Raw genomic sequence first — 23949 nt, forward strand, 5'->3', positions numbered from 1 at the left:
GACGGATATATTAACATGATTGTCAATTTAGCATTACAGCATAACTCCAGTTTATTTTTTCTCTAATCCATAGAGATATTGCGGCTTTTACCGCCACCTTTTATACTCCTGCGCCACCATTTACCCTTATTTTCCTATGTTCCATCGCACCAGACACGACGATCACTTACCGGAGAGCGTGACAGGAAAAAGTAAACTTAGGATAGGTTTATTAGCCAAGGGAAACGGGCAACAATTACGGAAAAGGATAGACCTGTCATTCTTCAAGCCGCATGTTTATTCATCTTTCTGCGACTCGACTCTTTAAGGTATCAACGTGATGGCATCTGCAAAATAAATACATTTTCGCAACGCCTATTTCACATTAAAAGCACGCCGGCACCAACCATATTCGTTCTCAACATATAATAAGGGACACAATGAATCTCATAAAAAATAGTAGCCTGGGTAAAATGCTAGGGACTGGCTTTACCCTGGTCATCGCTATCGGATTTCTGGTGGCGGTATTTGGCCGTATCCAGTTAGACAAGCTCGGAGAAAACATCCAGCTGTTATCGCAGGTTCGCATCACCAACCTCCTGATGATGCAGGAATTTAAAGACAACATAAACACCAACGCGATCGCCATCAGAAACCTGACGATGCTGGAAGACAGCCAGCAAATGCAAGGAGAGAAAGCGCGTATTGAGGAGATGATTTCCCGTAATAACGCATTACTCTCAAAAATACACGACGCCGCCGTCGAGCAACGTGCTCAGGAACTGGTCGCGGTACTGGAGCGCGTACGTCCGGCCTATAGCAGTAGCTATAAAGAGGCCATCGCATTGGCAACGGCGAACAAGAACAGCGAAGCTCAACATCTGTTATTAACAGACGTGCGTGTCAAGCAGGATGCCGTCTTCCAAGCCCTGAATGACATGGTTAACTGGCAAGAGAAGCTCACGGCTGAAATCGCCGAGCAGTCTTTAAAGAACGCCACTAGCGCAGGTACGTTGATGGTCATTATCGCCCTGCTTTCTGTCGTGCTGGGAGCAATGATCTCATGGTGGATTACCCGAGCCATTAAACGTCAGCTCGGGGGAGAACCAGCCTACACATTGGAAGTCACGCGTCAGGTTGCACAGGGGAATCTGGCCGTTGCGATTGAACTGCGCGACGGTGATACCACCAGCGTGCTGGCCGCGATGGAAGATATGCGTCAAAACCTGAGCAACCTCGTCGGTCAGGTGCATCAGAGCAGCGAATCTATCGCTACGGGCGCGACGCAGATTGCGATGGGCAACACCGATCTAAGCCAACGCACGGAAGAGCAGGCTGCGAATCTTCAGGAAACCGCCGCCTCAATGGAACAAATGAATACCACGGTGAAGCAGAATGCTGCGACCGTGCGCACCGCCACAGAACTGGCCCATTCCGCCAGCACCACGGCGCAAAAAGGTGGCGATGCGGTCAATAACGTTGTACGTACCATGGAAGATATCACCGCCAGCTCACGTAAGATCGGCGATATTATCGGCGTCATCGATAGCATTGCTTTCCAGACCAACATTCTGGCGCTCAATGCTGCCGTTGAAGCAGCCAGAGCCGGTGAACAAGGCCGTGGCTTCGCTGTGGTCGCCGGTGAAGTACGTTCTCTGGCGCAGCGTTCCGCTTCCGCCGCGCGTGAAATCAAAGATCTGATTAGCGTAAGCGTGTCTAACGTGGAAATGGGTGAGAAGCTGGTTAATGATGCGGGCATCACCATCAAAGACATTGTCGAAAAATCCCAGCAGGTTGCCAACCTGCTCAATGAGATCGGCCTGACCACGCACGAACAGGAACAGGGCGTTTCTCAGGTCAATGATGCGGTGAATCAGCTCGATCAGGTGACTCAACAGAATGCCGCGCTGGTTGAAGAATCAGCCTCCGCCGCCGACAGCCTGAGTGAGCAAGCCAGAACACTGCTGGAATTAATGGGCGTATTCAAAATCAGCGGTGTTCAAACGCCAGCACCACGGTTGGCATCACAGATGAAGCAGCCAACAGCGCCGAGATTGGCTCTGGCAGGAAAATCAGGCAGTACAAGCAGTAATAACTGGGAAACCTTTTAACAGTTAATCAAAAGATAGCTAAGACAGCCGATTATTCAGCAGTTTCAAACTGATGAAGAACCCCGTGTTTTTACGGGGTTTTTCTTTTTGAGTGCTCATAGGTCGCGACCGCAATATTTTTCCCCTATGTTAACCCGCCAATCAGTATCAGAGCTGACTTGTTGATTTTATGCATGATGCACCGACGTGTGGCAGACATTCCCTCTTCCGTTTTTTGGTATCCCTTCCACAAGAGACTAGGCAGGCTATGCCTGTGATTTAAAAAACAGCATTAGCATGCTATCTGTCTAATCCCCTCAAAGGAAAATGTATGCCCGACTTCAATATCTCCCCCGCGTCTTCTGACGCAACCGCAAACCGCAGTCACATAATAAACAACGTCAGAGACCAGCAGCATCAATCCAACGACTGTTCATTGTGGCCGAAGATGAAAGAATGGTTCTCTCAGTCAAATCAGATTCACGCTGAAGCACTGCTGCGTGAGTTTTACCAGCCCGCTACCGACGTTTCACCGCGGGATCGATTATTCAATTTTGTGCAGTTGAAGACGCTACTTTCTCCGGAATATCAAAATAACCTCGTCACTGAGCGCCTGGACGGAACAGGGGAGACGGTTTGCACCATCGTCCCCAGTGGCAATGATGCCCCCACGCCTGTCGCACTCGCACTAAGTGAAGATGACCACAATGCCGCACAGGGGCTAATAACACTACACGCATGGGTCTGCGCGTCTCCCCACGGAGAGGCTGAAAGTCGTAGCATTGCCGCACAATGGATTCGGGTATGCTGGAAAGAGAATAGCCCTAGATTGAACTTAGAAAATTTGGGCTTGACCACCCTGCCCGACACTTTACCGCAGGAAATAACCGCACTGGATGTCAGCCATAACAAACTGGCCACCCTACCAAAAAAACTGCCGCCGGGAATAACCGCACTGGATGCCAGCCATAACAAACTGGGCACCCTACCAAAAAAACTGCCGCTGGGAGTAACCGCATTGGATGTCAGCAATAACCAACTGACCACCTTACCAAAAAAACTGCCGCCGGGAATAACCAAACTTGATGTCAACCATAACAAACTGACCGCCCTGCCAGACTCCCTGCCGCTGGAAATAACCATACTTGATATCAGCCATAACCAACTGGCCACGCTGCCAGACTCCCTGCCGCTGGAAATAACCATACTTGATATCAGCCATAACCAACTGACCACGCTGCCAGACTCCCTGCCGCCAGGAATAATCGCACTTTATGTCGCCTGTAACCAACTGACCACGCTGCCAGACTCCCTGCCGCCGGGAATAACCGGACTTGATGTCAGCCATAACCAACTGACCACGCTGCCAGACTCCCTGCCGCCGGGAATAACCGTATTTGATGTCAGTAATAACCAACTGGCCACGCTGCCAGACTCCCTGCCGCCGGGAATAACCGTATTTGATGTCAGTAATAACCAACTGACCACTCTGCCAGACTCCCTGCCGCCGGGAATAACCGTAATTGATGTCAGTAATAACCAACTGGCCACGCTGCCAGACTCCCTGCCGCAGGAAATAAACGCACTTGGCGCCAGCTATAACCAGCTGACTGCCCTACCCAAAAACCTGCCGCTGGAAATAACCATACTTGATATCAGCCATAACCAACTGACCACGCTGCCAGACTCCCTGCTGCCGGGAATAACCGTACTTAATGTCAGTAATAATCAACTGACCACGCTGCCAGACTCCCTGCTGCCGGGAATAACCGTACTTAATGTCAGTAATAATCAACTGACCACGCTGCCAGACTCTCTGTCGCCGGGAATAACCGAACTTAATGTCAGTGATAACCAACTGGCCACGCTGCCAGACTCCCTGCCGCAGGGAATAACTAAACTTGATGTCAGCCATAACCAACTGACCACGCTGCCAGACTCCCTGCCGCCGGGAATAACCGGACTTGATATCAGTAATAACCAACTGACCGCTCTGCCAGACTCCCTGCCGCCGGGAATAACCGGACTTAATGTCAGTAATAACCAACTGACCACGCTGCCAGACTCCCTGCCGCCGGGAATAACCGTACTTGATATCAGTAATAACCAGTTGGCCACTCTGCCAGACTCCCTGCCGCAGAAAATAAACGCACTTGGCGCCAGCTATAACCAGCTGACTGTCCTACCCAAAAACCTGCCGCTGGAAATAACCATACTTGATATCAGCCATAACCAACTGACCACGCTGCCAGACTCCCTGCCGCTGGAAATAACCATACTTGATATCAGCCATAACCAACTGACCACGCTGCCAGACTCCCTGCCGCCGGGAATAACCGGACTTGATATCAGTAATAACCAACTGACCACGCTGCCAGACTCCCTGCCGCCGGGAATAACCGAACTTAATGTCAGCCATAACCAACTGACCACGCTGCCAGACTCCCTGCCGTCGGGAATAACCGGACTTGATGTCAGCCATAACCAACTGACCACGCTGCCAGACTCCCTGCCGCAGGGGATAAACGTACTTGATGTCAGATATAATCAATGGCTCATGCTCCCTCCAATACCGAGCCAGTTATCAGCATCCGTTGGCAATTGGCAATCCACCGAGATATCAGACAAGTGGGCTGCCTTTAGCAATGAGCAAAATGCCGCCAACTTCAGTGAATTTTTAGGCAGACTCTATCGGACACAAACCCAAACAAATCCCCCCGAATTCAAGAATACGATTTCCAACTGGCTGACGCGTCTAGCTGATAACAGCAGCCTGAGGGCAAAAACCTTTTCCATTGCAGCAGATGCATCTACCTCTTGCGAAGACCGAGTTATCTTTACCTACCATCAGATGAAAAATGTAGAAATGGCACATGGTGTCGAATCTGGAGAGTTTGATAACAACCTCCCAGAATTGGTTGATACCGCGCGGGGAATTTTTCGCCTTGAGCAGCTTGAACAGGTTGCCAGAATAAAAACCCAGAGACTCGCAACTCGCAACCCCAATAAGGATATAGATGAAATTGAAGTGTTCCTTGGTTACCAGCACAAGCTGAGGAGGAAACTTGAATTAACTGCCATCACCCCTAAAATGAGGTTCTTTAAGGTCTCAGGTATCACCCATCGTAATCTGAATCGCTCCGAACTCGCTGTCAAAAAAGCTGAAAACAACACATTCCCAGCCTGGTTTGCACTGTGGGGCGCATGGCATAAAACAGTGGAGCGTATAGCGCCTGACGAATGGAAAAAAGCAAATGACGACAAACATCAACACTTTGAGGAGACGTTTAACAAACTGGTTGAAAGCGAACTGAAGCCTACCGGGATGAACAACGATGATGACGCCATACGTACTATCGGTGTAAGAGCAAACCAAGAGACCCAAAAAGCCGTATTTGAATCCATGACTAACAGGGTGCTAAAGAACGAATTATCCAGAAACCTTTTCACTCCGCGGTGGGAACTCAAAACCTCATCAGGGCGGCGATAACACCAGATCTCATTGCCCCACGCCTTATAAAAGCCGCGTGGGGCGAGGAACACTAGACGGCAACGGTACCCTGTTCATCCTGATCGACAGCGAAGCAGGCAACCTGCTGCTCACCGTAGGTTTTCAGCTGTGGCTGGAACTGGGTGCAGGTGCTGAAGCAGCGCTGACAGCGGGCATTGAACGCGCAGCCCGGCGGCGGATTCAGTGGGCTAGGCAACTCCCCCGTCAGCTTGATGCGCTCGCGGCGTAAATCCGGGTTCAAGCGCGGCGTCGCGGAAAGTAACGCTTGCGTATACGGGTGACGCGGGTTGTTGAAAATGGCATCTTTACTGCCCTTCTCGACACAGCGGCCCAGATACATCACCATCACTTCATCAGCGATATGTTCGACAACGGACAGATCGTGCGAGATGAAGACGTAAGACAGCCCCAGATCCTGCTGCAAGTCCATCATCAGATTCAGCACCTGTGCGCGAACCGACACGTCCAGCGCCGAAACCGGCTCATCGGCAATCACCACGTCAGGATCCAACATCAACCCACGGGCGATAGCGATACGCTGACGCTGGCCGCCGGAGAACATATGCGGGTAGCGATCGTAATGTTCCGTTTTCAGCCCCACTTTCGCCATCATCGCCAGCGCTTTTTCACGGCGTTCGGCTTTTGACAGCTCAGTGTTGATCTGGAGCGGTTCTTCCAGGATCTGACCGACTTTCTTACGTGGATTGAGCGATCCATACGGATTCTGGAAAACGATCTGGATCTTCTGCCGACGCAGTTTCTGCGCTTCAGGATCGTGCTTCAGCAGATCCTGCCCCTGATAGTACAGTTCACCATCCGATGGAGTTTCAATCATCGTCAGCAGGCGACCCAGCGTGGATTTTCCACAACCAGATTCTCCCACCACCGCCAGCGTCTTACCGCGTTCCAGCGTAAAGGAAACGCCGTCCAGCGCTTTCACCATCCGCTCTGGCGCGAAAAAGCCCTTTTTCACTGGATAGTGTTTTTTCAAATCAATCGCATGCAGCAAATACGGCTGCGATGTTGCGTTCAGTTCACTCATAGGGTTGGTCTCCCCGCATCATCGAGCGGTGTATGACATTTCACCTGACGACCAGGAATATCGCGCAGTGCAGGTTCTTCCTGACGGCAGCGGTCCTGCGCATAGGGGCAGCGCGGGTTTAACAGACAGCCGTTCGGGCGGTCATATTTACCCGGAACCACACCCGGCAACGATGCCAGTCGGGATTTATCTGCCGCAAACTCCGGCAACGCACGCAGCAACGCCTGGGTATACGGATGACGCGGCGCACTGAAAATATCCGCCGCTTTGCCTGATTCCACCACCTGCCCGGCATACATCACGATGATGTGGTGTGCCGCTTCGGCCACCAGCGCCAAATCGTGCGTAATCAGGATCAGTGCCATGTTTTCGCGCTGCTGCAATTCGAGCAGCAGTTCGATGATCTGCGCCTGAATGGTCACGTCGAGCGCCGTGGTCGGCTCATCGGCAATCAGCAGCTTCGGCCGACAGGCAATCGCCATCGCGATCATCACACGCTGGCTCATCCCGCCGGAAAGCTGGTGCGGATACACATCAAGACGCGAACCTGGATCGGGAATCCCCACCAGCGTCAGCAGGTCAATCGCACGCTGACGACGGGTTTTGCGGTTACCGCCCTGATGCACCTTGATGGCTTCCATGATCTGGTAGCCCACGGTATAGCACGGGTTCAGGCTGGTCATCGGGTCCTGGAAAATCATCGCGACTTCAGAACCCACCAGATTACGCCGTTCTTTCTCAGAAATTTTTGTTAAATCACGCTGGTTAAATTCCAGCTTGTCGGCCATCACTTTGCCGGGGTAATCAATCAGCCCCATAATCGCCAGCGAACTGACGGACTTACCGGAGCCGGATTCCCCGACGATACCGACCACCTGGCCTTGTTCAACCTGGTAGCTGATACGATCGACCGCACGAAACGGCAGATCCTCATCACCAAAGTGAACCGATAGTTTATCTACATTGAGCAACGCCATCTCTCTACCTCTACTACTGCTTGAGTTTGGGGTCGAGAGCGTCACGCAAGCCGTCCCCCATCAGGTTAAACGCCAATACCGTCAGTAAGATTGCCAGACCGGGGAACGTCACCACCCACCAGGCGCTTTGTGCAAACTGCAAAACGTCCGACAGCATGGTGCCCCACTCTGGCGTTGGCGGCTGTGCGCCCATACCGAGGAAACCCAAGGCAGCCATATCAAGAATGGCGTTAGAAAAACCGAGAGAAGCCTGCACAATCAGCGGAGCTAGGCAGTTCGGAAGAATGTTGACGAACATCTGGCGTGCCGAACTCGCTCCCGCCACGCGTGAAGCGGTGACGTAATCGCGGTTGACTTCCACCAGCACCGCCGCACGAGTCAAACGGACATAGTGCGGCAACGCCACGAAGGTCAGCGCCAGCGAGGCGTTCACAATCGAAGGTCCGAAGATGGCCACCAGCACCAGCGCCAGCAGCAGGCTCGGCAGTGCCAGCATGATATCGACAACACGCATGATGAGCGCATCGACCACACCGCCGAAATACCCAGCCAGCAGACCGAAGATCACCCCCAGCACCAGCGACAGCGCGACGACCAGACAGCCGACCAGCAGCGACAGGCGTGCACCGTACATCAGACGGGACAGAACATCACGCCCGACGTCGTCCGTTCCCAGAATAAACTGCCAGCTTCCGCCCTCTTGCCAGACCGGCGGACGAAGCAGCGCATCGCGGAACTGCTCAGCAGGCGCGTGCGGTGCCAGTACGTTGGCACCAATGGCGATAATCAGCATCAGCACGACATACACCATGCCAACGACCGCCCCTTTGTTACGTTTAAAATAGTGCCAGAATTCCTGTAGCGGGGTCATCGGCTTCGGTGCGCTATTTACAACAGGTTCAGTGACGTGTGTCATCTTAGCCTTCCCCTTATTTCTTGTGACGGATGCGTGGGTTAACCACGCCGTAGAGCACATCAACCAGCAGGTTAACCAGAATGATCATGGTTGCCACCAGCAGTACGCCCCCCTGAACCACCGGATAGTCACGACGCTGCAACGCATCGATCAACCACCGTCCCAGCCCCGGCCAAGAGAAAATGGTTTCCGTCAGAATTGCCCCGGCCAGCATGGTGCCAACCTGCAAACCTATGACCGTCACCACTGGCAGCATCGCATTACGCAACGCGTGCACGACAATCACACGCAGGCGGCTCAGGCCTTTAGCACGGGCGGTACGAATGTAATCCTCTCCCAACACTTCCAGCATCGCGGAGCGCGTCATACGCACAATCACCGCCAGAGGAATGGTGCCCAGCACGATGGCAGGCAGGATCATGTGTTCAACCGCGTCGATAAAATCGCCTTCCTCGCCCCAGAACAAGGTATCGATCAGCATAAAGCCGGTCAGCGGCATGCTGTCATCGAGGAAAATCGTGTCGCTGATACGCCCCGAAACGGGCGTCAGGTTGAGTTGAACGGAGACCAACATAATCAGCATCATGCCCCACCAGAAGATAGGCATGGAGTAGCCCGTCAGCGCCAGGCCAACAGAGGTATGATCGAAAATGGAACCACGTTTGACCGCAGCCAACACGCCAACAGGAATCCCAACCGCGATAGCAAACAGCATCGCGCAGACACCCAGTTCGAGCGTCGCTTTGAAGCGAGGCACAAATTCTTCCCACACGGGGATACGGCTTTTGAGGGAGATCCCCAGATCGCCCTGCATCACACCGCCAATATAGTGGAGGTATTGCTGCCAAAGCGGCTTATCCAGCCCCATTTCAGCCAGCAATTGCGCATGCCGCTCGGCGGAGATACCTCGTTCCCCCGCCATGATCATCACCGGGTCGCCCGGAATCATGTGCACGAATGCGAAGGTCAATAGGGTGATACCAATAAACGTTGGGATAACGAGCCCCAAACGCCGGAGTATGAACTGCAACATATCCCGAACTCTCTATTCATGCCCATTGGCTCATTGGCCATCAGGCTTATCATTGCTCACAGCATAAAAAATCGTCAGGAACGATTTTAAACGTCGTGTACGACGGCCCGCCGGGTGGCGGGCAGGAAGTCTGCCATAAAAACGTAACGGGCAAGAAACCCCGCCTCCACGACTCCTCTAACGAGAAACCGCAAGGTCGGGGTTTTTAATGTCCGTGAAAAACGAGTGGCTGACTTAATCCAACGTCACGTTGTTGAAGCTATGCACGCCACGCGACTGAATCACATAACCTTTCACGTTTTTACGCACTGGCTCGTACACGGTGGAGTGCGCAACAATCAGCGCCGGAGCCTGATCGTGCATCACAACCTGCGCCTGCTTGTACAGCTCAATACGTTTTTCGTGATCGGAAACAGCGCGCGCCGGTTGGATCAAATCTTCAAACGGCTTGTAGCACCACTTGGAGTAGTTGGAGCCATTTTTGGCCGCGTCGCAGCTGAACAGGGTCGCGAAGAAGTTGTCTGGATCCCCATTGTCGCCAGTCCAGCCCATCAGCACGGTCTGGTGCTCGCCGTCTTTCGCACGCTTCAGATACTCGCCCCACTCGTAGGTGACGATCTTGGCTTTCACGCCCACTTTCGCCCAGTCGGACTGAATCATTTCCGCCATACGACGAGCATTCGGGTTGTACGGTCGCTGTACTGGCATTGCCCACAGGTCGATAGAGAAACCGTCAGCCATACCTGCTTCTTTCAGCAGTGCTTTCGCTTTTTCAGGATCGTAGCTGTAGTCTTTAACGTCGTTGTTGTAGCCCCACATAGTCGGCGGGATCAGGTTAGTCGCGGCCTGACCAGCACCCTGATAGACCGCCTCAATGATGGCAGACTTGTTCACTGCATAGTTCAGCGCCTGGCGAATCTTGACGTTATCCAGCGGTTTTTTCTCAACGTTGTAGGCCAAATAACCAACGTTCAAGCCCGGCTTTTCCAGCAACGTGATGTTTTTGTCTTCTTTCATACGGGCAAGATCGGCCGGGTTTGGATACGGCATGATCTGGCATTCGTCTTTTTGCAGCTTGGCGTAACGTACAGACGCATCTGGCGTGATAGAGAAGACCAGACGGTCAATACCAGGCTTGGTGCCCCAGAAGCCTTCAAAGGCTTTGTACAGAATACGAGAATCTTTCTGGTATTGTTGCAGCTGGAACGGGCCTGTACCAATTGGGTTCAGGTCAACCTTCTCTGGCGTACCAGCTTTCAACATCTGATCCGCATATTCCCCCGACAGGATGGAAGCGAAGTCCATCGCCAGGTTTGCCAGGAACGGCGCTTCAGGGCGGTTCAGCACAAAGCGGACGGTGTAGTCGTCGACTTTTTCGATTTTGCTGACCAGCTCTGGCATGCCCATACCTTGATAGTATTCATAGCTGCCGCCAGATACTTTATGGTACGGATGGTTAGCATCCTGCTGACGCATGAAGGAGAAAATCACGTCATCGGCATTGAATTCACGGGAAGGTTTGAAATCCTTGCTATCTTGCCATTTCACGCCTTTGCGCAAATGGAAGGTGTAGGTTTTGCCGTCTTCGCTAATATCCCATTTTTCAGCCAAACCTGGACCGGTGTCCGTGGTGCCGTCTTTAAATTCCACAAGACGGTTATAAATAGGAATAGAGCTGGCATCAAACGTCGTACCAGAGGTGAACAGCTGCGGGTTAAAACCTTCTGGGGAGCCTTCTGAGCAGTAAACCAGCGTTTTTGCCTGAACACCTACCGCGACGGACATGGCGAGTAAGCCAAGGCCGAACTTCAATACCCTTGATCTAACGAGGGATTTTTCCATTACTTGTGCTCCATTGTGGATGATGTTGTGTGCTATACCCGCCATACTCCAAGCTGCATACGCGTTAATACTGTCGTTAAACACACAGTGGTTAACAGCGCTGATATTCCGTCCTGCATCTCGAAATCAATTGGGTATGGTTGGCCAGACCTGTATTTTTACGAACTGTGGTCTGTACCCTGTCGCCCGAAGGCAAAATCAAAATAGTGGGGAGAGGAATGATGGTTAACACAACCGATGGTCGCCACGCTGTTGGATACAGTCATAATAACTACAACGTATACCTCGAAACGCCACAACCCGCTCACGGATGCTGGATGAAGACGTAGAATCATTCAGACAAGCCGCTGCTTTCCTCCTTATATCCCTATGACGCCCTCAATTTCTCAACAGATGACGGTGACGTCAATATAAGCAGTAAGGATTTACAAAATTTCCTTACATTTTCTTAAAAGAGAAAATACAAGCTCACCAACTCAAGAAAGACATATTCTCTGCCTTTTGATGAAAAAACAGAGATAAAAACTGACACATTGCGGACAAAAAGAAATTATCACCATTTAAAAAACTATAGTCATCTGGTCTTACATGTACAAGATTTGAGCACTATTTTTTGTTAAAAACGTTAACAACAGGTGAAAATTCTGACAGATAATAAGAAATTCTGATATTTACCACGGCACCATAAGTAGACAAATGACTATCTACGCTACATAAAAAAACTCTATGCGACATAAAAAACGTGGTTTCCCCCCTCCTTTAACGGGCAACAAGCGCGCTCTACATCGTTTTTTATCTGTGGGATAGCCGTTACCAGAGATCCGTTGCTGGATACACCCGTTAGATAAAGCATAGATAAAAAGGCAACTGACATAGGGTCGAGAACGCATTTTGTCCCGCGGCAGCGTCGTCAGGGCGACGGCCAGCGAAACAATGATATTGCTCAATAATTACCTGGCTATTTTAGTTAAATAAATATTTTCACTAAAATGAAAACACGCTATTTACTTATTCTCATAAAGTGGTATTTTCACTCTGTGATTTACCTCTCCTTCTGTTTTAATTCCCCCACACCCTCTCAATAAATTATTTTAATTACAAAAAAATAATATAAGTTATTTAAAATAGAGTTGCTGATAAGTTCACAAATACGTAATTAACGTATTATTTTTAACATTCCCTCATGCTAGATTACTCTCCAACATGATTCATTGTTAAATAACATCAACCATTCCTTATCTTTTTGTTACTAACTGATAAAAAACAAAAAAACGAATTTTTCTGCTTTCTGATAATAAACATCCCGCCGTCATTGGCATTAGCGACGCTCGATAGTCACACAGATATCGGCGAGAAAAAAGCCAATAAAATGCGTCGATAACGATGCATTACCAATATCGCAACGATATCAAACGGCAGGTATGTAATTTCTTTCTGTACCAACTGTCCTAGCAGGGTGAATATAATGAAAAAAATTGAAACTGATATTTTATGTGAGAACGATCTCGCTCTGGAAACACAAGAATCGTTTATCGGGGGCTTTTTTAAAAAGAAAATCGGCTCCGTTCCCGTTGCGCTTTTTATGGCGATTGCCGCCATTGTCGCTATCGCGGCCTACGAAGGATATTTGCCTAAAAATATGATTGGCGGTTTCGCCGTCATCATGACGATGGGTTTTTTGCTGGCACACATTGGCAGCAACATTCCCGTGTTCAAAGATATCGGCGGCCCAGCCATTCTGTGCCTGATGGTGCCTTCCGTTATGGTGTATTTTGAGCTGTTCAACGACAACACCATGAAAACCGTCCACCTGCTGATGAAAGAGGCGAACTTCCTGTATTTCGTCATCGCCTGTCTGGTGGTCGGCAGTATTCTGGGTATGAACCGCAAAATCCTGATTCAGGGGATGGTGCGCATGTTCGTCCCGTTGGTTATCGGCACCGCAACCGCGCTGGCAACCGGTTTGCTGGTTGGTAAACTGTGCGGCTACAGCGTTTATCACACTTTCTTCTTCATCATCGTGCCAATTATCGGTGGCGGCATTGGTGAAGGCATCCTGCCGTTATCCTTAGCCTATTCTGCGATTCTGGGACAAAGCCCAGATGTCTATGTCGCTCAGCTAGCGCCCGCAGCCGTCGTCGGTAACATCTTCGCGATTCTGTGTGCTGGCGTGCTATCCCGTCTGGGTATGCGCCGCAAGGATCTGAACGGCGAAGGCCGTCTGGTTCGCAGCGATGAAGACAACGCGATGTTTGCCGTCAACGAAGCGCCAAAACCGGTCGATTTTCACCTGATGGGTGGCGGACTGTTGATGATTTGCGCCTTCTTCATCGTCGGTGGCCTGTTTGAGAAACTGGTACACATCCCAGGCCCAGTTCTGATGATTCTGATCGCCGTCTTCTGTAAATACGGACGCGTGATTCCTGCGATTATGGAAACTGGCGCGCACAGCGTTTACAAGTTCGTATCCAGTTCTCTGGTGTGGCCGCTGATGATCGGGCTGGGCATGCTGTATATCCCGCTGGAGAGCGTCGTCGCGGTATTCTCTGTGGGTTATGTCATCGTCTGTGGTTCTGTGGTGCTGTCCATGGCGCTGGTGAGTTTCCTGATTGCGCCTTACCTGAACATGTACCCAATTGAAGCGTCCATCGTGACCACGTGCCACAGCGGACTGGGCGGTACGGGTGATGTGGCTATTCTGTCCGCTTCTAACCGTATGTCTCTGATGCCGTTCGCACAGATCGCCACCCGTATCGGCGGCGCCTCTACCGTCATCGCGGCAACGCTGCTGCTGGGCTGGGTTGTCTAACCCAACCACGATTACCCACTAACGAAAACGCCACGGTGATTGCCGTGGCGTTTTTATTTATTCAGCGCTATTTATTCACAGCCTTTTATTCACAGTATTGGCACCGCGAGTCCTGCTTTTCCGGCAGCAGCCATTGTTAACGGTTTGGCTTACCGTAACTACCTAACCTTTTTGAAAATGATCAGAATCAGAGCCACGCAGATGGGAAAAGCTATGAACGCAGCTAAATACACCGAATTAGTATGTTCCTGCATAATTTCCAGGCTAGCTCTGTGATATTCAACAGATATAGTTTTTTCTGAAAAATACATAATATCCTTATCAAAGGAAATCGCACCAACCCCCCCTACCAGTAGATAATAAAATAGAGAGACAAGGGCAATACTGACCCATCGAATAAATGACTTGCACTTACTTGTTAACATCATGCATCCCGTCTAATAAGCCACCGATAGTACCACCAGAATAAGGTGTAGTGGCACACTGAATTTGGCCACCTGAATAGAGGTGATATCATCACCTCACAGTCAAAACAGGTGACATTATGACCGGACGTAACAGACGTAATTTTAGCCCCGAGTTTCGCCTCGAAGCTGCCCAGCTTGTACTCGATCAGCACTACACCGTTGCCGCCGCTGCTACGGCAATGAATGTCGGCAAATCCACGATGGACAAATGGGTTCGACAACTGAAAGAAGAGCGAGCGGGAAAATCACCCACTGCTTCACCCATGACACCTGAGCAGATTGAAATACGTGAGCTAAAGAAAAGACTTCAACGCGTTGAAATGGAAAGGGATATATTAAAAAAGGCTACCGCGCTCTTGATGTCAGACTCCCTGAACAATTCTCATTAGTTGAGAAACTCAGGGCGCGGTTTCCTGTTGCCGTTGTGTGCAACGTGTTTGGGGTTCATCGCAGCAGTTATAAATACTGGCGGCAGCCCAGGAAGCCTGACGCCACGAGAGTGGCATTACTGAGCCTTGTGCGTGAAGTTTATCGCGAAAGTAACGGCTCAGCAGGAGCGCGAAGCATTGCCGCGATGGTCACCACCAAAGGTATAAAACTGAGCCGCTGGCGGGCAACAAAGCTGATGAAAGCGCTCAATATTATCAGCTGTCAGCAACCTGGCCATCGTTATAAGAAGGCGTCTAAGGAACACATTGAGATCCCTAATTATCTGGATCGCCAGTTTGCTGTTACCGAGCCTAATCAGGCCTGGTGCGGTGATGTGACTTATATCTGGACGGGAAAACGCTGGGCTTATCTGGCTGTAGTACTCGATTTGTTTTCCCGTAAACCGGTTGGCTGGGCGATGTCATTTTTCCCTGATTCAGCACTGACAGGTAAAGCCCTGTCGATGGCCTGGGAAGCACGGGGAAAACCGGCTAATTTACTGTATCACTCGGATCAAGGCAGTCACTATACCAGCAGGAATTTCAGGCAGTTACTGTGGAGATATCAGATAAAGCAAAGTCTGAGTCGCCGGGGAAATTGCTGGGATAACAGCCCAATGGAACGGTTCTTCAGAAGCCTGAAAACAGAGTGGGTACCGGATAATGGCTACGCGAATTTTAGCCAAGCCAGCACGGCAATAACGAATTACATCACAGGATATTACAGCCAGCTCAGACCTCATCAATATAATGGTGGTTTGACGCCGAATGAATCAGAAAGATTGTTCTGGAAAAACTCTAAAGCCGTGGCCAGTTTTTGTTGACCACTACACCCCAACCCGCGGCCGTACTGCATAAATTTATCGTGTTCCACTCAACCAACTCCATTTGGTTTCATCGTCACTGAATTGTGTATAGCACAAGGCGGGATCGCTCCCGCCTCGTTTATCTCATTCCACACATAACACTCAGTTCCGTTTGCTTACCACAACTATCTAACTTTTTTGAAAATGATGAGAATCAGCGCCACGCAGATGGGGAAACCAATTAAAGCAACCTCAAGAATATTATCTGTGGCCTTATAAATATTTTCTATAACGGCCTCATGATATTCGATAGTAACCACCTTACCCAGTGGCATGTCCCCTTTATTATCTAACGGAAAAATAGCAAGAAAGAGCCACAGATAATATACAAAGGTTACTAATGCTATTCCTCCCCAGCGCATAACCGTCTTACATTCACTTGTTAACATCATGCATCCCTTCTAATAATCCCCCGACAGTACCACCAGAATAAGGCGACACCTTGCCAACACCAGAAGCTATCTCAGCGGCAGCTCGAAAAGCTTTCATTCTTATTGTTGATTCATCTAGAGGGTTAAACCCATTAATATTGGGGTACTGCTTTCTAAACTCACTCGTCATATCAACAACAAGCATCGATGACTCAGCGCTTTTTCTTTCTAAATACCGCTGTAGCGATACCGGCACGGCAAAATCTTCTTCGTAATCAATTCGCATCTGAGAGTGAGTGGTATATCCCCCCTCAAATATCTGTGATCCCGCTATCTTCACGCCTTTTGTTGTATGGGTTGTACAGTTAACCCCTGTCACATCATATTGATCAATTGTGTGGCCATCTCGTTTGGTATCATCCCCCATGTCTGGCGTCTCTTTAACTTTGCTTCCTGAATGCCACAGCCTTTCAAAGTACATTCTTGCAATCGTAGGGTCTGCATCTGTAATGATGAATGCCTTCGCCTCCATCTTGTACAGCTCTTCTCGGTAATATGTTCTCGCCTCTTCAAACCGCAAAAAGTTTAAGATGCCATCACCGACAGTCCCGCCAGCACCAGACCGTCTACCAAAGCGACCATAAGTGAAAACAGAAGCATTATTATCCTCATGCACAGAGACAAAGGCGTGACCTGTACCCTTAATTTCTGTCCAGATAAATACACCGTTCTCTAACGGGTTATTTTCTTTTTTGCACTCTTGGACATGATTAACCCATTCCCCTTTTGAAGGCGTGAGGTAAATCGGGTCATCTCTGAAGTAATTTGTTGGTTCGGGCTTAATATTTTCCCGTGGGTTACGCCACAGCCCTAACCCACGGCCGTACTGCATAAATTTATCGTGTTCCACTCAACCAACTCCATTTGGTTTCATCGTCACTGAATTGTGTATAGCACAAGGCGGGATCGCTCCCGCCTCGTTTCTGTTTACCTTATTTACTGCTAATTACTCACCGCTTTTTATTCACAGTATTGGCGCAGCGAGTCCTGTTTTTCTGGCAGCAGACGATACAGATAAACTGGTCGGCCGGTTGAGCCGTACAGGATATTGGTGGTCAGGATGCCAGTATCAGACAGATAGATCAGGTATTTACGGCAGGAGACGCGGGAGATACCAATCGCATTCGCCAGCATTTCGGTAGAGAACTCAATGCCCTGATTGCCTTCAATCCACTCACAGACGGTACGTAACGTCAGGCTGGTCAGCCCTTTCGGCAATTTCTTACGTTCGCTGACCGTGCTACTGCTGGTACGGCGAATCAGGTTATCAATATCCGACTGCCCAACAAAATCGCGGTGCTTGAACAAGTTCGCCTCTTCGCGATAAGCGGTCAGCGCCTGTTCGAAGCGCGAGAACTGGAAAGGCTTAATCAGATAATCCACCACACCGTAGTGCAGCGCTTTTTTGATGGTATACACATCGCTGGCAGACGAGATGATGATGACGTCCGTTTTCTCACTAAATTCACGGATAGTCGGCAGCAGGTCCAGTCCATTATCCTGCTGCATATAAATATCCAGCAGTACCAAATCGATTTCCGAGTCAGGTTGCATCAGCAGGTTTCGCGCCTGCTGCAACGTGGGGACGGTCGCATAGCAGCTAAATCCAGAAACCTGGTTCAGATAAGATTTGTTAAGCTCTGCAACCATGGCATCGTCATCAACAATCAGTACATTAATCATGGTCAAACAGCCTTGCTTGATAAGGAATAGTAACGAAAAACTGGGTGTACACCTCAGGTTCTGATTCAAACTCGATAGTGCCGCCAATCTTCTCCAGACTCTGCTTGGTCAGGTACAGGCCGATACCGCGCCCGCTGCCTTTGGTAGAGAATCCCTGTTCATAAATGCGCGCCTGACTCTCCGGCGAAATGCCGGGGCCGTCATCCCCCACGGTACAGTGAAGGCGGCCATTCTGATGATGGAAGCTCACGCTGATTTCGCAGTGTTCCTGCCGATCAATCGCGTCCATCGCATTCTCAATCAGATTACCCAATACGGTAATCAATTCATTCGTGGCATCGACATCATCGGTATCCGGCAGCAGACTCTCTTCGCTGATAGAGAGCGTAATGCCGAGATCGCGCGCGCGGTTGATTTTACCCAACAGGAAGCCGGCAATCACTGGCGATTTCACTTTACGAATAATCGAACCAATTTCCGCCTGATAATTATTGGCGGTCTTCAGGATATAATCTTCCAGCTGCGAGTAATATTTTAAGTGCAGCATCCCCAGGATAACGTGCAGCTTATTCATAAACTCGTGCGACTGCGCCCGCAGCGCATCCGCATAGTAGGACATCCCGCTCAACCGTTGCAGCAGCTGGCTAATCTCCGTTTTATCACGGAATGTCGCAATCGCGCCGATAATGTCGCCCTTCACAAAAACCGGAACGGTGTTGGTCAGCAGCAAATGGCCGTTAAAGTTAATCTCTTCATCGCGTCGCGGCGTACCGCTCTCCAGCACCTGTTTCAGATGCAGATGTTCAAGCCACTGGTCACTGACGCGTTCGGCTGTCTTCGGAGCCGATGTTTCACTGCCCTGTGGATTATTCTGCCGGAAAAGCCGTCGCGCCTCATCATTGATGACCGTAATCCGGCCATGCTGATCGACCGCGATAACGCCTTCTTTGATGTGTTTGAGCATCGCGTTACGCTGTTCAAACAGGTTCGAGATCTCAAACGGTTCGAATCCCAGCATAATGCGCTTGAGCACTTTCACCAGAATCAACGTGCCCAGCCAGCCGACCAGCGCCCCTGCCAATAGCGTCCAGGGAATCATCCAGCGGTTATCGCTGATCACCTTCTGCACGCTGGTTAAGGCAATCCCCAGCGCAACAACGCCAACCTGCTTATGGTTACTGTCGAAAACTGGCGTAAAGACCCGTAGCGCGGGATCGAGCGTACCTCGGTTGATGGAGGTATTTTCCATGCCCAACAGCGCCGGATATATATCCCGACCGGCAAAATGTTCACCAATTCTTTCCGGTTCAGGGTGGCTATGGCGCACCGTATCCATGTCCGTGACGGTGACGAAGAGCAGTTGATTACGCTGGCGGATTGCCTCCGCAGCAACCTGCACTTCCTCAGGCCGACCAATCCCTTTAAGTTCATCAATAACCACGGGAGAAGAAGCAAATGTGCGAGCAATGGCAAACGCTTTTTCTCGCAGATGATCTTCTGAAAGCTGATTAATGCGAAAAAACAGCAAGGAATAGACCACCAGCAACACCGCGCCAAGCACAACCGACACCATCAGAAACACCGATGTTCCCAGCTTTAGCGGTGCCTTTTTCTTGCCCATGTCACTCTCCGAAACCACCATCATCACACCGTTATCTTATACTGTTTCGTCGCGTTTCGCGTGCCGTGATGCATACGCCCCGTCACAAGGACAGGGCGTAGGCTTGAAGAAAGGAAATCAGGCTTAATGTTGCGGTACATTTTTTGTGTCAGGAATGTCGCATCAGGAAAGCCAGCAGTACTACGTTTACCAGAAACCGAGCAGTTTCCACCACACTCCGCCAACACCCAGCCAGATAGGGATGATGACCACACTGACCAGGAAACCGATCTTCCACCAGGTTCCCAGCGGCACGTAGCCTGTGCCGAATAAAATCGGTGCCGGACCACTGGAGTAGTGGGTCGTGGACATAAACAGGTTACTGAAGATACCGAATACCAGTACGGTCAGCATCGGCGGCGCACCAGCGGCCAGCGCGATAGAGACAAAAATCGCATACATGGCGCTGATGTGGGCAATCGCACTCGCCATCAGGTAGTGGCTGTAGTAGTACACCAGCAGCAGCAGACCCAGCATCGGCAGCCAGTGCATCCCGCTCACCGCATTACCGGCCAATCCGCCCAACCAGGCAATCAGGCCCATCTTGTTGAGCTGACCAGCCAGCGTCATCAGTACGGCAAACCACACCACGGTGTGCCAGGCTTCTTTCTCACTGACCACATCGTCCCAGGTCAGCGCACGGCTGAGCAACAGCACGCTCAGGCCCGCCAGCGCGGTCAGGGTTGCATCGATATTCAGCGTAGAACCCAGCACCCAGAACGTCACCAGACCCAGGAACACGCCCAGCACCACCCACTCGTCGCGGGTCATTTTGCCCATTTCACGCAGTCTTTCGACGGCGATCGCTCGCATTTCTGAGGTTTTCTTCAGTTCAGGCGGATAGAAACGGTAGATCAGGTAAGGAATCAGCGCCAAAGACAGGAAGCCCGGCAGCAGTGTCGCCAACGCCCAATCCGTCCAACTGATGTGAATACCAAACTGGGAAGCCAGCTTCGCCACCATCGGGTTACCCGCCATGGAGGTCATGAACATCGCGGAAGTCACGGCGTTACACTGGAAAATGGACTGCACCAGAAACGCACCAATGCGACGCTGCGTGCCTTTTTCCGGCGTGGAGTCATAGGCTTCGGCAATGGACCGGAACAGCGGAGTGATGATCCCCCCGCAGCGTGCAGACGTGGAAGGCATGGCCGGAGCGAACATCAGGTCGGTAAACACCAGACCATACGCCAGACCGAGAGAGCTATTCCCCAGCTTGCTGATGAACAGCAGGCCAATGCGTCGGCCAAAGCCGGTTTTGATAAAGCCGCGAGAGATAAAGAAGGCGCAGGCGATCATCCAAATAGTGGGATCGCTAAAGCCCGCCAGCACATCTTTAATGGGTAATAACCCTAATATGGCGACCGAGGTCAGGCTGAACATCGCCATCGCGCCAAGCGGGTAAGGAGAGAGAATCAGACCGACAACCGTGGCAATGAAAATCGCCATCAGATGCCAGGCATCGGGTTTAACCCCATCAGGAACCGGCAATAACCATAAGCCACCAGCGATACAAAGGATAACTAGAAGCTTTATCAACCTGCTGTTATTCGCAGACATAAGAACACCACTCTTCATTAAAACGGATTCTGTATTTCCCGTCATACTTCGAGCCGCATATGCGTTGGCTTCCCTTACTCACCCCAGTCACTTACTGATGTAAGCTCCTGGAGATTAATGAGCCTCATAAATGAGGCTCACCCTTCGGGCCAGCTCTAGCGCTGTTCAAATCGGTCTGGAACCGATTTGTCATGCGGTTGCCGCCTTCCTGCGACTCGAATTATTTAGGGCATATCCCCGTCATTTTTGAGCCGCGAGAGTACTGCACTCAAATTATTCAGGAGATATTCACGACGGATGTCCCGTGCGGAGGAGTGGGTATTTCGTTATTCTTCCTTCGTCACCCTGCTGAAAACAACGCAACAGGAATCATCTGCGGAAAAAAAAGACGAGAAAACAAGGGTTCAGGGTGCTTCTCTCGTCTTATCAAATCAAGTGATTAATGAAGAGATAGTATTATAATGTGCCTACAAAATAGCGTAACTTTAGTTACTAAAGGGGTTCATTAATTTATTTAAGAAACCATCACGGTTTTAATCCCCCGATAAAAAACCCTTAAAATTCAATAATAATTGACATTTAAAGAACATAAAATTAACGAAGTTAACGACAAATAAATGATAAAAAAACCTTATATCTAATAATGGAAATATAATTCTTTTCCAGACAGTCAGTTATCCATTCCTTATTTTTTCACTCAGGTATTCCACTCTTCAAAAATAAAGAAATAAATCGCCATTATTCGACGAGAAAATAGTAGTTTTTATCCAGCTGATAACATTTAGAGGGTCAAGAACAGTACGGCTAGCAGCTGCGGCGACATAATTCGCAGAAACATCGCCAACGGATAAACCGTCGCATAAGACAGCGCCGCTGCACCGCTGGTCGGGTGTAGCCCATTGGCAAACGCCAGCGCAGGCGGATCGGTCATGGAGCCCGCCAACATGCCGCACAGCGTCAGGTAGTTCATCTTACCCAGCGTCCGCGCCAGTATGCCGACGAGCAGCAGCGGCACAATGGTAATTAGCGCACCATAGCCAATCCACCACACCCCGTCGCCGTTCAATAACGTCTCGACGAAGTCGCCGCCGGATTTCAGCCCCACTACCGATAAGAACAGTACAATGCCGAGTTCACGCAGTGCCAGGTTCGCGCTGGGCGGCATAAACCAGTGAAGTTTACCAATACCGCCGATACGCCCCAGCACCAGCGCGACCACCAGCGGCCCCCCCGCCAGCCCGAGCCGCAGCGCGACAGGAAAGCCGGGAATCATCAGCGGTACCGACCCCAGCAGGACACCCAACCCGATACCGATAAAGACGGGCAGCATCTGCACCTGCTGGAGCTTCTGCTGCGCATTCCCCACGATATCCGCGACGGCATCAATCGCCGTTTTCCGCCCGACCAGATTCAGAATATCGCCAAATTGCAGGCTGGCCTGATTGCTGGCGACCAGCTCGACACCCGCACGATTCAGGCGCGAGATCACCACATCGTAGTTTTGCTTCAGATTCAGCTCGCGAATCTTGCGTCCCAGCACCTTCTCATTCGTCACCACTACGCGTTCAACGTGCAAATCCGTTCCGCGCGTCGAGAGCGATGTCTCAACTTCATTACCAATGACCAGACGCGCCTGCTCCAGATCGTTTTTCGCACCAACCAGATGCAGGTAATCGCCCAGTTGGATTAGCGTCTGCGGCGACGGCACCATCAGTTCATCACCGCGTTTCAGGCGGGAGCAGACGATGGTGTCGCGGTTCAGAATCGGCACATCCTGAATCGCCAGCCCTTGCAGATTGGTATTCGTCACCGACACATTCATCGTGTGCAGTTGCTCATGATTCAAACCGTTGCTGACTTCAAACTGCTTTGCCTCGTTCTCCACCGCCACGCGGAACAGGACGCGCATCAGCCACATCACCAGTAAAATGCCGCAGATCCCCAGCGGGTACGCCATTGCGTAGCCTGTTCCCATCTGGTTCACCAATGCCGAACTCGACCCAAGATCGGTCAGAATCTGTTGACCCGCGCCGAGCGAAGGCGTGTTGGTCACCGCGCCAGAGAAAATACCGAGGATAATGGGCAAAGGAATATTGAGCAGCTTGTGCAGCAGCACGGTCACCACGCAGCCGAGGAACACCGTCAGCAGAGCAAACGCATTGAGCCGCAGGCCAGATACCCGCAGAGAGGAAAAGAAACCCGGCCCGACCTGAATACCAATGGTATAGACAAACAGGATCAGCCCGAACTCCTGGATGACGTGCAACATGTCGTCATTCAGTTGAATCTGGTACTGATGGGCAACATGCCCGACGATGATCCCACCGAACAGGACCCCGCCAATCCCTAAACCAACGCCGTAAATCCGCCAGTTGCCGATCCATAACCCCAGAACCGCCACCAGCGCCAGCATACTCACAGTAAGTGCGATATCACTCATGCCCATATCCTTTGCGGACGTTTTTATTGGGAAGTACCACTACCGCTATACTCTAAATAATTCGAGTTTCAGGCAGGCGGCAAGAGAACGAAGCACTATGAGCTTACTCAAGTAAGTGATTCGGGTGAGTAAACGCAGCCAACGCACATGCAACTTGAAGTATGACGAGTATATTTTGATTCTGGCAGAATGCCGGGGTGGGAAACGTGGCGGGC

General features: G+C 50.7%; 15 protein-coding genes. 4 read left to right on the plus strand and 11 right to left on the minus strand.

The features are described from left to right. Positions 1-419 precede the first annotated feature (419 nt). Together JFY74_20550 and JFY74_20555 are read left to right on the plus strand one after the other, a co-directional pair. Complete coding sequence (locus tag JFY74_20550) at positions 420-2090, plus strand: MCP four helix bundle domain-containing protein (protein QQG28394.1); 1671 nt, start codon at positions 420-422, stop codon at positions 2088-2090. 310 nt (positions 2091-2400) lie between these two features. Further along, entirely contained in the window at positions 2401-5559 is a 3159-nt protein-coding gene (locus JFY74_20555) for a hypothetical protein (GenBank protein QQG28395.1), read from the plus strand. A 52-nt stretch (positions 5560-5611) separates the two neighbouring features. Here the strand turns inward: JFY74_20555 and JFY74_20560 are convergent, their stop codons facing one another. The 5 genes from JFY74_20560 to JFY74_20580 form a co-directional block, all read right to left on the minus strand. Continuing rightward, complete coding sequence (locus tag JFY74_20560) at positions 5612-6622, minus strand: ABC transporter ATP-binding protein (protein QQG28396.1); 1011 nt, start codon at positions 6620-6622, stop codon at positions 5612-5614. Then, the gene (dppD, locus tag JFY74_20565) at positions 6619-7599 is read right to left on the minus strand and encodes a dipeptide ABC transporter ATP-binding protein (protein QQG28397.1); all 981 of its coding nucleotides are present in this window, start codon (positions 7597-7599) and stop codon (positions 6619-6621) included. Before dppD ends, JFY74_20560 begins: the two co-directional genes overlap by 4 nt. Before the next feature lie 13 nt (positions 7600-7612). Further along, positions 7613-8515, minus strand: a complete 903-nt coding sequence (gene dppC, locus JFY74_20570; protein ID QQG28398.1) for a dipeptide ABC transporter permease DppC — start codon at positions 8513-8515, stop codon at positions 7613-7615. A gap of 13 nt (positions 8516-8528) precedes the next feature. Continuing rightward, positions 8529-9548: a dipeptide ABC transporter permease DppB gene (gene dppB, locus JFY74_20575; protein QQG28399.1), complete on the minus strand. Its 1020-nt coding sequence runs from the start codon at positions 9546-9548 to the stop codon at positions 8529-8531. Positions 9549-9782: 234 nt separating this feature from the next. Next, positions 9783-11390, minus strand: coding sequence for an ABC transporter substrate-binding protein (locus tag JFY74_20580; protein ID QQG28400.1), 1608 nt, complete (start codon positions 11388-11390; stop codon positions 9783-9785). A gap of 1465 nt (positions 11391-12855) precedes the next feature. On the opposite strand from JFY74_20580, the gene JFY74_20585 reads away from it, so the two are divergent. Then, positions 12856-14199: a 2-hydroxycarboxylate transporter family protein gene (locus tag JFY74_20585; protein QQG28401.1), complete on the plus strand. Its 1344-nt coding sequence runs from the start codon at positions 12856-12858 to the stop codon at positions 14197-14199. A 544-nt stretch (positions 14200-14743) separates the two neighbouring features. Next, a protein-coding gene (locus tag JFY74_20590) for an IS3 family transposase (GenBank protein QQG28402.1) occupies positions 14744-15918 on the plus strand; the annotation gives its coding sequence in 2 pieces (ribosomal slippage) (positions 14744-15002 and positions 15002-15918; 1176 coding nt in all). Between the two features lie 167 nt (positions 15919-16085). Here JFY74_20590 and JFY74_20595 read toward each other — a convergent pair. The 6 genes from JFY74_20595 to JFY74_20620 form a co-directional block, all read right to left on the minus strand. Next, positions 16086-16349 (minus strand): hypothetical protein, encoded by a 264-nt coding sequence (locus JFY74_20595; GenBank protein QQG30606.1) that lies wholly within the window; start codon positions 16347-16349, stop codon positions 16086-16088. After that, entirely contained in the window at positions 16336-17241 is a 906-nt protein-coding gene (locus JFY74_20600; GenBank protein QQG28403.1) for a hypothetical protein, read from the minus strand. Before JFY74_20600 ends, JFY74_20595 begins: the two co-directional genes overlap by 14 nt. A 110-nt stretch (positions 17242-17351) precedes the next feature. Beyond that, positions 17352-18074, minus strand: coding sequence for a two-component system response regulator DcuR (gene dcuR / locus JFY74_20605; GenBank protein QQG28404.1), 723 nt, complete (start codon positions 18072-18074; stop codon positions 17352-17354). Next, on the minus strand, positions 18067-19695 hold the full coding sequence (gene dcuS / locus JFY74_20610) for a two-component system sensor histidine kinase DcuS (GenBank protein QQG28405.1): 1629 nt from the start codon (positions 19693-19695) through the stop codon (positions 18067-18069). Before dcuS ends, dcuR begins: the two co-directional genes overlap by 8 nt. Positions 19696-19881: 186 nt before the next feature. Further along, the gene (locus tag JFY74_20615; protein QQG28406.1) at positions 19882-21294 is read right to left on the minus strand and encodes an anion permease; all 1413 of its coding nucleotides are present in this window, start codon (positions 21292-21294) and stop codon (positions 19882-19884) included. Between the two features lie 781 nt (positions 21295-22075). Next, on the minus strand, positions 22076-23734 hold the full coding sequence (locus tag JFY74_20620; GenBank protein ID QQG28407.1) for a putative transporter: 1659 nt from the start codon (positions 23732-23734) through the stop codon (positions 22076-22078). Positions 23735-23949: the final 215 nt, after the last annotated feature.

The organism is Pectobacterium carotovorum (assembly GCA_016415585.1).
Lineage (GTDB): Bacteria > Pseudomonadota > Gammaproteobacteria > Enterobacterales > Enterobacteriaceae > Pectobacterium > Pectobacterium carotovorum_K.